The 10,904-nt window shown below is 68.1% G+C and carries 13 protein-coding genes; 5 read left to right on the top strand and 8 right to left on the bottom strand.

Annotation, left to right across the window (positions count from 1 at the left end):
* Nucleotides 1–22: 22 nt before the first annotated feature.
* The 3 genes from OXK16_02285 to OXK16_02295 are packed head-to-tail and all read right to left on the bottom strand — an operon-like array spanning nt 23 to nt 3,197.
* Nucleotides 23–1,177, bottom strand: coding sequence for an aminotransferase class I/II-fold pyridoxal phosphate-dependent enzyme (locus OXK16_02285; protein MDE0374776.1), 1,155 nt, complete (start codon nt 1,175–1,177; stop codon nt 23–25).
* Nucleotides 1,159–2,139: an acetamidase/formamidase family protein gene (locus OXK16_02290; GenBank protein ID MDE0374777.1), complete on the bottom strand. Its 981-nt coding sequence runs from the start codon at nt 2,137–2,139 to the stop codon at nt 1,159–1,161. Before OXK16_02290 ends, OXK16_02285 begins: the two co-directional genes overlap by 19 nt.
* Entirely contained in the window at nt 2,136–3,197 is a 1,062-nt protein-coding gene (locus tag OXK16_02295; GenBank protein MDE0374778.1) for an ATP-binding cassette domain-containing protein, read from the bottom strand. The genes OXK16_02290 and OXK16_02295 overlap by 4 nt, the downstream gene beginning before the upstream one ends.
* Nucleotides 3,198–3,339: 142 nt before the next feature.
* Between OXK16_02295 and OXK16_02300 the strand changes: the two genes are divergently transcribed.
* Entirely contained in the window at nt 3,340–3,879 is a 540-nt protein-coding gene (locus OXK16_02300) for a pyridoxamine 5'-phosphate oxidase family protein (protein ID MDE0374779.1), read from the top strand.
* Between the two features lie 64 nt (nt 3,880–3,943).
* Here OXK16_02300 and OXK16_02305 read toward each other — a convergent pair whose 3' ends face one another.
* Genes OXK16_02305 through OXK16_02325 form a run of 5 tightly spaced genes read right to left on the bottom strand, consistent with a single transcriptional unit; the run spans nt 3,944 to nt 7,783 of the window.
* Nucleotides 3,944–4,762, bottom strand: coding sequence for an alpha/beta fold hydrolase (locus OXK16_02305; GenBank protein ID MDE0374780.1), 819 nt, complete (start codon nt 4,760–4,762; stop codon nt 3,944–3,946).
* A 43-nt stretch (nt 4,763–4,805) separates the two neighbouring features.
* The gene (locus OXK16_02310) at nt 4,806–5,813 is read right to left on the bottom strand and encodes an alcohol dehydrogenase catalytic domain-containing protein (GenBank protein ID MDE0374781.1); all 1,008 of its coding nucleotides are present in this window, start codon (nt 5,811–5,813) and stop codon (nt 4,806–4,808) included.
* A gap of 8 nt (nt 5,814–5,821) precedes the next feature.
* Entirely contained in the window at nt 5,822–7,222 is a 1,401-nt protein-coding gene (locus OXK16_02315; protein MDE0374782.1) for an amidase, read from the bottom strand.
* 8 nt (nt 7,223–7,230) lie between these two features.
* Nucleotides 7,231–7,428 (bottom strand): hypothetical protein, encoded by a 198-nt coding sequence (locus tag OXK16_02320; protein MDE0374783.1) that lies wholly within the window; start codon nt 7,426–7,428, stop codon nt 7,231–7,233.
* Nucleotides 7,421–7,783 (bottom strand): RidA family protein, encoded by a 363-nt coding sequence (locus tag OXK16_02325; GenBank protein ID MDE0374784.1) that lies wholly within the window; start codon nt 7,781–7,783, stop codon nt 7,421–7,423. The genes OXK16_02320 and OXK16_02325 overlap by 8 nt, the downstream gene beginning before the upstream one ends.
* A gap of 97 nt (nt 7,784–7,880) precedes the next feature.
* On the opposite strand from OXK16_02325, the gene OXK16_02330 reads away from it, so the two are divergent.
* The 4 genes from OXK16_02330 (at nt 7,881) to OXK16_02345 (ending at nt 10,694) form a co-directional block, all read left to right on the top strand.
* Entirely contained in the window at nt 7,881–8,714 is an 834-nt protein-coding gene (locus tag OXK16_02330; protein MDE0374785.1) for a fumarylacetoacetate hydrolase family protein, read from the top strand.
* Between the two features lie 68 nt (nt 8,715–8,782).
* Nucleotides 8,783–9,598, top strand: coding sequence for an alpha/beta hydrolase (locus OXK16_02335; GenBank protein MDE0374786.1), 816 nt, complete (start codon nt 8,783–8,785; stop codon nt 9,596–9,598).
* A 55-nt stretch (nt 9,599–9,653) separates the two neighbouring features.
* Nucleotides 9,654–9,899: an AbrB/MazE/SpoVT family DNA-binding domain-containing protein gene (locus tag OXK16_02340; GenBank protein ID MDE0374787.1), complete on the top strand. Its 246-nt coding sequence runs from the start codon at nt 9,654–9,656 to the stop codon at nt 9,897–9,899.
* Between the two features lie 51 nt (nt 9,900–9,950).
* Entirely contained in the window at nt 9,951–10,694 is a 744-nt protein-coding gene (locus tag OXK16_02345; protein MDE0374788.1) for a glucose 1-dehydrogenase, read from the top strand.
* Nucleotides 10,695–10,904 lie beyond the last annotated feature (210 nt).

Here is a 10,904-nt window from a genome sequence, read left to right on the forward strand (position 1 = left end):
TTCGATCTGACGGATTCCGGAGTCAGGCTCCCCACTCCTTGACAGCCGCGGCCAGGCGGGTCACTCCTTCGAGAAGGGGTTCGGTGGCGGTGGCCAGTGACAGGCGCACGTAGGCGGTGCTTCCGGGGCCGAAGGTGTTGCCGGGGACCACGGCTACGCCTCGTTCCAGCACCAGGCGGCGGGCGAACTCCAGCCCGCTCATGCCGCTGCCGCTGACGTCGGCCATGAGGTAGAAGGCGCCGGTGGGCCGCACGTGGGGGATTCCTTCCCGCCCGAGTAGCTCCACTACACGGTCGCGGCGCCGCCGGTAGGCGTCTCGCATCTCGGCGACCACTTCCTGGGGACCGGTGATGGCGGCCACGGCCGCCTTCTGGGCGGGGGCGTTCACGCAGGACGAGATCGGTTCCTGGGTCTTGATCACGTTCTCGGTCAGGGAGGGCGGGGTGACCAGGTAGCCGACTCGCCAGCCGGTCATCGCGTAGGTCTTGGAGAAGCTGAAGAAGGTCACCACCCGGCCGTCCGGGTCGAGTGGGCCGGCGGACACGTGAGGGTCGTCGAACCAGATCTCGTCGTACACCTCGTCCGACAGCACCCAAAGGTCGTAGGCCCGGGCCAGCTCCAGCAGTTCCACCAACGCCTCCCGGGTGGTGGTGGCGCCGGACGGGTTGCCCGGGGAGTTCAGCAGCAGCACCTTGGAGCGGTCGGTGATGTGGGGTTCGATCCGGGCGGCGTTCGGGATGAAGTCGTCCTCCGCCGACAGCGGGAACAGGCGGGGAGTGATCCCTTGCAGGGTCATCATCAGGTGGTAGTTCGGCCAGCTGGGGTCGCTCAGCAGCACCTCGGCGCCCGGATCGGTAACCGCGGCCAGGGTGCTGTAGAGGCCGACCACCGCCCCGGGCGTCACCACGATCTGGTCGGCCGAGGCCTCGATGCCGTTACGGTCGCGCACCTTCTGGGCCAGCACCTCCCGTAGTTCCGGGATCCCCGCGTTGGGCGTGTACCGGGTGAATCCGTCTGTGGCGGCTTGATGGGCGGCCTCCACGACGTGGTCGGGGGTGGCGAAGTTGGGCTCGCCGACCTCCAGATGGATGACGTCCTCGACCGTCCAGGCCAGTTCCATGATCTCCCGGATGCCTGACCGGCTCATCGACTCCACGGCTAGGGACGGCTTGGCCATGGGGCATCCTCCTCGACGTAGCGGCGTTCGATCTTTGCCAGGGCAGAGTAGACCGGTGGCACCACCTGGCCCACCCGAACGCTACCGGCCGCGCCCAGCAGCCGGTAGGCCTCGGCCAACGAATAGCGGCCTGTATGGCGCATCCGCCGGGCCAGATCGTCGTAGGCCATCCGCACCAGGTCCTCCAGGTGGCCGGGTCCCGGGGCCACACTGGCCCATTCCGTAGCCGTGTTCACCTGTGGCAGGCCGCAGAAACCCGTCGCGGCCGGATCGCTCCGTCCGAAGCTCAGCGTCACGTCGGCCTGGCATTCGATGGCCGAGCGATGTATCTCTGCGTCCCCTTGGGCGAGATGGGCGTCTCCCAGCGACACCATGCCTCCGTCCACGCCTGCCCTGAGTATCACGGTGGCGCCTGCTGTCACCTCGGGCAGGTCGACGTTGCCCAGGAACTCCACGCCCTGGCGGAACGACAGCACCGGGTCACCGGCGGGCGCCACGCCCAGGGTGCCCACGAAGGGGCGGTACGGTACCGACACCGGACCCCGCGCGGTCGGGATCTCCACCCGGTCACCGGCGCGGTGGCAGATGACGGTCTCCGCGGCGAGGGACGGGTGGAGGGTGGGCGTGGTTGTCATGTACCCGAAGCCGGTTACGGGGGCGCCGGAGACGTGCTCGATGTGCACCTCTACGCAATCCCCCGCGCGCACGCCTTCGATGGCGATCGGTCCGGTAACCGGGTTGGCGCCGCCGATGCGGTCCATCACGTCTTCGAGCGTCTCGTAGACCACCTCGGGCCCGGTGATGGTTCCGCTGTGGGCGTCCTCCGTCTCGACCAGGATCGACTCGCCCGGCGCCACCGTGATGGCGGGCGCCAGCGAGGCGTCGAACTCGAAGTGGGTCCGATCACGGGCTAGCCGCCGGAGATCGGCGCTCGGAGATCCCGCTTCGTCAGGACCCCTCAGATGATGGCCTTCGCTTCAGCGAAGTGGCAGGCCACCAGGTGGCCGGGCGCCTCCTCCTTCAGGAGTGGTTCCTCCGCGCGGCAGACCTCCTTGTCCCTCCCGATCGGGCATCGGGTGTGGAACCGGCACCCGGACGGTGGGTTGAGCGGGCTCGGCACGTCACCCTCCAGCAGGATCCTGGAGCGCTGCCGCTGGATCTTCGGGTTGGGCGTTGGCACCGCAGACAGGAGAGCCTGGGTGTAGGGGTGCATGGGCGCCGAGAAAAGGCGGTCGGTGCTGGCCTGCTCCACGATCTTGCCCAGATACATGACCGCGGTGTCATCGCATATGTGACGCACCACCGCCAGGTCATGGGCGATGAACAGGTAGGTGAGCCCCAGCCGGTCCTGCAGTTCCTCCAAGAGGTTGAGAACCTGGGCCTGGATGGACACGTCCAGGGCCGATACCGGCTCGTCCAGGATCAGGAAGCCCGGATTGAGCGCCAGGGCCCGGGCCACGCCGATCCGCTGGCGCTGCCCGCCGGAGAACTCGTGAGGGTACCGGTCGGCGACGTTGGGGTTCATCCCCACCAGCGAGAGCAGTTCGCCCACCCGATCGCCGCGCTCTTTCCTGGTGAGAGAGGTGTGGACATGGAGCAGTTCGCCGATAGCGGTCCCCACCGACATGCGGGGATTGAGGGAGGCGAATGGGTCCTGGAAGACGATCTGCATGTGGCGGCGCAGTTCCCGCAGTTGGCGCCGATCCGCCGCGATGACGTCGATCCGCTCGCTGCCCCCTCCGTCGAGCGGACGGGTGAGAACCACCTCACCGGACGTGGGCTCGATGAGGCGCAGGATGCTGCGGGCGGTGGTGGACTTGCCGCATCCCGACTCGCCGACCAGACCCAGGGTGCGGCCGGCGCCGATCTCGAAGGAGACTCCGGCCACCGCCGAGACCTCCCCCTTCTCGCCGCCGAAGACACCGCCTCCCACCAGAAAGGTCTTCACCAGGTCCCGGACCGAGAGAGCTACTTCGTGGCTGCCGTTGGCAGCAGCGGCGGGCGGGGGAACGGAAGGCATTGGCGGCCATTCTATATGGTGCCCCTACCGGAGCGCCCGAGCCGGTGCGACCCATGCCGGTTCCGCGCCTGCGGATAGTATGGAGGGGCATGGTCGATGGGATCAATGCCACCGACAGCCGCGAACAGAAAGGCGACACGGGATGGCCGAGGATTTTCGGGGGAAGCTAGGGGGACTGGAAGGCGAGGAGTTCGATGCCTTCCTGGAGGGGAGCTACCTGGCTCGGGTGGCCTGCCTGACGCCCGATGGCGCCCCGTACGTCATTCCCCTCTGGTACCAGTGGGACGGCCGAGCGATGTGGTTCGTGGGTCGCCAGCGTGCGGTGTGGTGCGAGTACATGAAGGCCGACCCGAGGGTCTCGCTGGTGGTGGATGCCCCCCACAGCGAGCCGGACGAGATGGGCCAGAGCGTCGAGATTCCCAAGGTGATCATGCAGGGCATGGCCGAGATCGTCGAGGAGCCCAACGTCGGTGGCCAATGGGTCGAGGTCGCCAAGGAGATGTCCTACCGGTACCTGGGTCCCAACGGTCCGGAGTACCTGACTGGGACCATCAGCCAGCCTCGCTGGCTCATCAAGGTGGTGCCCACAGAGGTCATGAGCTGGCAGGGAGTCGGCTGGGCCCGCCGCTACTGGGTCGAGGGCACGGGCGGCGCCAGCTACGACGAAGCCCACGGCGGGTAGCCCCGCTCCCGACCTTCCGGCCGGAGAGGGCGCTCAGGGACGGGGGTTTCTCGGGCAGGCCCGTTCAGCCGAGGCGCTTCAACCATCCGAGGGTGAAGGCGTTCCACTCGTCGGCCATCTCGTAGAAGGCGATGTGGCTGGATGCGGGGCCGGTGAACACGTGCATGGTCGAGCCGGGGATCCGCCTCTGCACCTCTAGTCCGTAACGGGTGGGAACCTGCCAGTCCACCTCGCCCGACGTGATCAGGGTGGGCACCCGGATACGGTGCAGCCTGTCGAGCGTGTCATGGGTCTTGTCGGCGTGGAAATGCCCCAGCATCCCGTCGCGGCTGGGCGGATGGGGGTTCTCGAAGATGAACCCCTGCTCGAAGGCGGTCACGTCGTCGGGACGCTCGTTGATGAAGTGAGGGCTGGCCACCCACAGCAGCGCAGTCCTGATATACATGGCGTAGTCCTCGTGGAGCACGGGGAGTTCGTTGGTGTCGATCATGCGGATGAACCACTCGTCCGAGTAGCCCCACGTGCAGTGGAGTTGGACCGAAGCCACCTTTGACGGGTGGTTGATGGTCAGCTCCTGAGCGGTGGCGCTCCCCAGCGAGAGTCCGGATACGTGGGCCCGCTCGATGCCGAGATGGTCAAGCAGGGCGGCGGCGTCATCGCCCAGTACCCGCATCGAGTAGCTGGTGGGATCCGACGGGCGGGTGGTCTGGCCGGTCCCTCGGGCGTCATAGGTGATCACCGTGTAGTCGTCCCGGTAGGCGGCCACCTGTCCCGCCCAGGTCGAGTGGTCGGCGGCGGTGCCCATTATCAGCAGCAGCGGGTCGCCGGCGCCCTCCACCTCGTAGTACATGTCGATTCCGGTCGGTAGCGATGCGAACGGCACGGGATCGGCCTCCTTCTTCCTTGGTTGTTTCGCGGAGAGACGACTAGGCGGTGGGAGCCCCGAGGCCTGTGGACATCATGATCTTGGCGTCGGCGCGGGCCCCTGTGGCCAGGTCCTCGAAGGCCCGGGCCGTGTCCTCGAAGCTCTCCACGCTCCCGATCAGCGGGTCGAGGTCGAGCCGCCCCGAGGCCAGGTGGTCGAGAGCCTCCTCGAACACGGCGTCCGGATAGCAGAAGCTCCCCACGACCATCCGCTCGCCGACCACCACGTCGAAGAGCGGGATGCTCACCTCGGGGAGCCCCAGCCCAACGAAGCAGGCCACGGCCGCCTTCGGGATGTTCTGGATGGCGGCGTAGGCGGTGGCGGTGATCCCCACCGCGTCGAAGGAGACATCGAACGGGCCGGCATCCTCGACCTGGGCGGGCTCGAGGGCCCTGAAGCCACCGTCCCGGGCGAGCGCCCGGCGGGAGGGCATGGGATCCGACACGGTCACCGAGGCGGCTCCGTCCAGGCGACAGGTCTGCGCGATGGACTGGCCGATCATCCCTCCTCCCACCACGAGAACGTCCTGGCCCGGCCGGACACCCGCCCGGCGGGCGGCCTGGAGGGCGACCGCCATGGGCTCCACCCCCGCGCCCCACAGCATGCTGAGGCCGCCCAGTTCCACAACCCGCGTGGCCGGGACCACGATGGCATCGGCGAAGGCGCCCTGGATGTCGGGCGTCACGCCGATCACCCTCAGGGCCGCGCAGTGGTTCTCGAACTCGTGGCCGCAGGCTCCGTCGCACGGGAGGCTCGGGTTGAACGTGATCGGAGTTCCCACCGCCAGCTCCTCGCCCCCCGGGCCCACCGCCTCGACCCATCCGCTTGCCTCGTGACCCATGATCATCCCGGGAAGCCGCCGTCCCGATTCGCCGGTGTAACCGTGTAGATCGGACCCGCAGATTCCCACGTATGCCATGCGCAGCCGGACTTCGCCGGGTCCGGGAACCGGGCGAGGCCGGGTCTCGACGTGGAACCGATGAGGTCCGTCGAACACCAGGACCCGCATGCCGGCGGTCACTCCACGCGGACCGGCGGCCGGTGCTCGGACCAGGTCGTGGTCGCCTCGTACGCGGCGCCGATCCGGAGGACCGTTACCTCGTCGAACGGACGCCCGGCGATCTGGAGGCCGATCGGCAGTCCGTCCCGATCGAACCCGCACGGGACGGTGAGCGCCGGCTGGCCGCTCAGGTTGAACGGGGCGGTCGTGCGCACGTAGGAGGAGGTCACGTCCTCCTCCCTCTCCCCGTAGTCGATCATCTCCTGGTCGGCAAGGGCGGCGGTGGCGGGCAGGGTGGGGGTGATCACCGCGTCCAGGCGTTCCCGGTCGAACGCCCGCCGCAAAGCGTTCCGGATGATCCGGCGGGCGCCGAGGCCCTTCAGGTAGTGGGCCGACGGCATGATGGTGCCGATGGCGAACAGCTGGCGGATGCCGGGATCGATCAGCTCCGGCGACTCCCGGAGCAGGCGACGGTGGTAGGCGGCCGCCTCGGGACCGACGATGGCGAACTCGGTCGCCAGCGTGCAGGTCAGTTCCGGGATATCGACGGGAACCAGGCCGGCCCCGAGATGTTCGATGTGCTCGACCGCATCATGGAAGGCCCGCTCCACGTCCTCCTGCATGGGGGAGAAGGGAGGCGAGGCCATGACACCGAGCCGCAGTCCGTCCACCCCGCGGCCCAGCATCGCGGAGTAGTCCGCGGGTGGGGGAGAGGGCTCGGTCGGAGGGTCGGCCGGGTCGGCGCCCGCCAGGACCTGGAGCGTGGCCGCGCAGTCCCCCACGGTGGCGGCCAGCGGTCCGAGGTGGTCCAGCGACCAGGCCAGGGTCTCGACTCCGGCCCGGGACACCCTCCCGAAAGTCGGCTTCAGCCCGGCTATCCCGCAGACGGACGCGGGAATCCTGATCGATCCGCCGGTGTCGCTCCCGAGCGCCATCGGGACCACTCCGGCGGCCACGGCCGCGCCGGATCCCCCGCTGGACCCGCCCGGAAGGCGGGCGGTATCCCAGGGATTGGCGGCCGGAGGGCTGAAGACGCCGCAGGCCAGCTCATGGGTGGTCGTCTTGCCCACCATCACGGCCCCCGCCTCCCGCAGCCGGCCGACCACGGCGGCGTCGTGGTCGCGGGGCTCGTCGGGATAGGCCGGTGATCCACACCGGGTGGGAAGGCCATCCATGTGGATGATGTCCTTGATGGCGACCGGGACTCCGGTCAGCGGCCCGGCCCCCTCTCCCGAGTCCAGGACCCGGTCGGCCTGCTCGGCAGCTCGCATCGCTCCCTCCCGGTCCACGAGAGCGAAGGCGTTGAGCCGGGTGTCGGTCTGATCGATGCCATCGAGCGCGCGCCGGGTGACCGCCACGGAAGTGGTGGCGCCCTCACGGAGTTGGCGGGCGATGCTTGCTATGGAGCGGGCGCTCACGGGTCCCGTCACCACTTCGGGGAGAAGGAGGTCGGGTTGGCAGCGGGGGCGTCCGCCTCGTGCCTTGACAGCAGCCGGTCCAGGATCCCTCCTGCTTCGTCCCAACCGGCCAGCGCCTCGGCGATCGCCACCGCGTCGAACGCCGGTCCGGTCAAGCCGTGCCGGGATAGGGCTTCGGAAACGGCCTCGGGGATCGGGTCAGCCACCTGGCACCACCGCGATCACATCCACCTCCATCTTGAGGCCGGGCAGTCCCAGTGCCGCCGCCTGCATCGCGGTCACCGCCGGAAACGGCCTCCCGGCGAACACCTCCTCACGGACGGGGAACTCCTCGGAAATCTCCCGGATGTCCTGCATGATGTAGGTGACCTTGACCACGTCGGCGACCGAGCTACCCGCCGCCGCCAGCACGTCCTCGATGTTCCGCCACACCTGCCTGGCCTGCTGTTCCACGGTGTCCCCCACGATCTCGCCGTCCCGGTCGAAGGCCACCTGACCGGCCAGGTAGATGGTGTTACCGGCCCGGATGGCGTGGGAATAGGGCTCAGGAGGATCGCTCAAGGCCTCTACTTCGACGGCTTCGATCCCCAGTGGTCACCTCCTTCGCGCCGATTCGGATCATATACAATGCCGCCCGACGCTACCGGGAAGGGAGTGAATGCGGATAGCTCGATTCAACGTGGGAGGTTCGGAGGGCTGGGGGCTCGTCTGTGGCGAGCAGGTCTGTCCGGTGAAGGACGGGACCCAGCTGATGGACGTTCTGGGTGACCGGGAAGCGCTGGCGGCCCTTTTCGATGCGGCCGGTCCCGAGCATTCGCTCTCGGACGTGCAGTTGCTGGCGCCGGTCGCCGACCCGCCGCAGTTCCTGGGTATAGGCCTCAACTACCGGCTCCATGCCGCGGAGACGGGCGCCGCCATCCCCGAGTCCCCGATCTGCTTCCCCTTCTTCAACTCCTCGATCATCAACCCGGGCGACGCCATCTGCCTGCCTCCCTTCACCGACAAGGTGGACTGGGAGGTGGAGCTGGCGGTGGTGATCGGCAAGGAGGCCTGCTGCGTTTCCGAGGAGGACGCCGTCGACTACATCGCCGGCTACACCATCGTCAACGATGTATCGGCCCGGGACATCCAGCTCAGCGAGGGTCAGTGGAGCCGGGCCAAGTCGTTCGACACCTTCAAGCCGATGGGTCCCTGGATCGTCACGGCCGACGAGTTGGGCGCCGCCGGCGACCTCGATGTCAAGTTGTGGGTGAATGGCGAGATCAAGCAGGACGGCGAGACGTCCGATCTGATATTCAACGTGCCCCAGCTCGTGTCCCACATGTCCCAGCACCTCACCCTCGGGGTGGGGGCCGTCATCTCGACCGGAACGCCCAGCGGGGTGGGCATGGCTCGCAAGCCTCCCGAGTACCTGCGTGCCGGCGATGAGGTCACCCTAGAGGTCGAGGGTATCGGTCGCCTCACCAACCCGGTGGAGGCAGCCGGCTGCTAGGCACCGCAGGCCTGGTCTCACCGACGTAGAGTTAGCGGCCAGGCACGGCGTTCTAGGGAGGTGGTCGGATGGCGACGGTAAGGGTCAACGGAGTCGATCTCTGGTACAAGTTCTCGGGCTCCGGCGAGACGGTGGTCCAGATCGGCGGCGCGGTGAGCGGCCACGAGGGGTATGCCACCATCACCCCAGGTGTCTCCGAGCACTTCCGGGTGCTGGACTACGACCATCGCGGCTACGGCCTCAGCAGCCGTCCCAAGCAGCGTTACACGCTCGAGACCTGGAGTGCCGACCTGGCTGCCCTGATGGACGCCCTCGAGATCGAGAAGGCCCACATCCACGGCGGGTCGATGGGGAGTTTCATAGCCCTCGACTTCGCCGCCCGGTTTCCGGAGAAGACCGACAAGCTGCTGATGGGAGCGGGTGCCGTCGCCAAGTGCGACGCCATGGGCATCCACATGTTCCGCGTATGGCAGGACGTCGCCTCCGCCTACGGCGCCGTGTCCGAGCAACTGGCCAGGGAGTTACTCACCAAGGCCTTCGGGAGAAGGCTCCTGGACGAGATGGGCGACGACATCCTCCGGGAGACCCTGGCGGTGCTGGAGCGCAACACGGATACGGACGTGTTCATCGACGCGTGCCAGGCGATGATCGACACCGACGTCCGGGACGTGGTTCCGAACGTGACGGCGCCCGCCCTGGTGATGTGCGGTCGCCATGACATCCTGACGCCCCTGGACGCCGGGCCGGGAGGCGCCGGGGCCCGATGGGTGGCGGAGAACCTCCCGGACGGGCGCTTGGAGATATTCGAGCACAGCGGCCACGGCCACTACGTCGAGGAGATCGACCGGTCGGTCGAAGTCATCGTCGACTTCCTGGCCTCCTGAACAACGGGGGGTTCATGTTCCCCAACGTCGTTGTGACGAACGGTATGGTTCCACGATGAGCAGGACGCACGTCGCAACGATGGGAGATCGGGGTCGCCTAGTGGTACCGCCGGAGGTTCGGGACCGCCACGGCCTCGATCAGGGCACATCAGTGATCTTCATGGAGTCACCGTGGGGCTTGGCAATAACGACCCGGGAGGCCCTGCTGGCCCGTATCCAGTCTCAACTCGAGGGCAGCAACCTGGTCGAGGAACTTCTCGACGAGCGGAGATGGAGCGCCGAGATGGAGGACACTAGGTGACGGAGCCGGGCGCTTTGGCGGCCTGTTCGAGCGAAGCGGGCGTGGCACGGCATGAGGCTTGAGGGCAAAGCAGCGGTCATCACGGGCGCGGGCCAGGGGATCGGGGCGGCCATCGCCCGTCTCTTCGCCGCCGAGGGGGCCAGGCTGGTGCTGGCGGACCTGAGAAGCGGCCCTGCCACAGGCATGGTGGAGGAGATCACGTCCGGCGGCGGCGAGGCTGTGTTCGTGCAGGCCGACGTCACCTCCGACGCCGACTGCAAGCGCATGATCGACACGGCGATCGAACGCTTCGGCTGCCTGGACATCCTCGTCAACAACGCCGGTATCGCCGGCAAAGGAACGGTGACGGAGGCGACCGAGGAGCTCTGGGACCGGGTGATGGCCGTGAACCTCAAGTCGATCTTCCTCGCCTCCCGCCACGCCGTTCCCCACATGGAGCGAGCCGGGGGAGGTTCGATAGTCTGCATCGCCTCGGTGGCGGGCATGACGGGGGAGAAGGGCCAGGTGGCCTACAACACCTCGAAACACGGCGTGATCGGCCTGGTGCGGTGCATGGCCTACGACCACGCCGCGGCGGGCATCCGGGTCAACGCCGTCTGCCCGGGCGCCATCGACACACCCCTGCTCAGCCCGCTCACCGAGGAACGCCTCACCAGGCTGGAGGGCTTGCACATGATGCGGAGGCTCGGACGGCCCGAGGAGATTGCTCGAGCCGTGCTCTACCTGGCCGGGGACGAGTCCTCGTTCACGACCGGCGCCGCAATGGTGGCGGACGGCGGCTACACGGCTTTCTGACGCCTGGGCAGAGCGGTCCGGACGGAAGGGTTGAACTTGTCACACCCCCACCATATGTTGAATATCGCCAAGCACCAATGCCGGCCGCAGCTTCCACCGATCGGTTCGGCCGGGCCTGAGGGAACAGATACAGGCTTCGCGGAGCGACTGCCGAACCCGGCATCCGGCCGGGCATGGCCGACCACGCTCCAAGCCAGGATGGGTGGTGGC

Source organism: bacterium, assembly GCA_028821235.1.
Classification (GTDB): Bacteria; Actinomycetota; Acidimicrobiia; order Spongiisociales; family Spongiisociaceae; genus Spongiisocius.

Excerpts from the sequence above, each read along its gene's own strand:
- OXK16_02285 (MDE0374776.1), bottom strand. The coding sequence starts at position 1,177 with ATGGCCAAGCCGTCCCTAGCCGTGGAGTCGATGAGCCGGTCAGGCATC.
- OXK16_02295 (MDE0374778.1), bottom strand. The coding sequence starts at position 3,197 with ATGCCTTCCGTTCCCCCGCCCGCCGCTGCTGCCAACGGCAGCCACGAA.
- OXK16_02300 (MDE0374779.1), top strand. The coding sequence starts at position 3,340 with ATGGCCGAGGATTTTCGGGGGAAGCTAGGGGGACTGGAAGGCGAGGAG.
- OXK16_02310 (MDE0374781.1), bottom strand. The coding sequence starts at position 5,813 with ATGCGGGTCCTGGTGTTCGACGGACCTCATCGGTTCCACGTCGAGACC.
- OXK16_02330 (MDE0374785.1), top strand. The coding sequence starts at position 7,881 with ATGCGGATAGCTCGATTCAACGTGGGAGGTTCGGAGGGCTGGGGGCTC.
- OXK16_02335 (MDE0374786.1), top strand. The coding sequence starts at position 8,783 with ATGGCGACGGTAAGGGTCAACGGAGTCGATCTCTGGTACAAGTTCTCG.
- OXK16_02340 (MDE0374787.1), top strand. The coding sequence starts at position 9,654 with ATGAGCAGGACGCACGTCGCAACGATGGGAGATCGGGGTCGCCTAGTG.
- OXK16_02345 (MDE0374788.1), top strand. The coding sequence starts at position 9,951 with ATGAGGCTTGAGGGCAAAGCAGCGGTCATCACGGGCGCGGGCCAGGGG.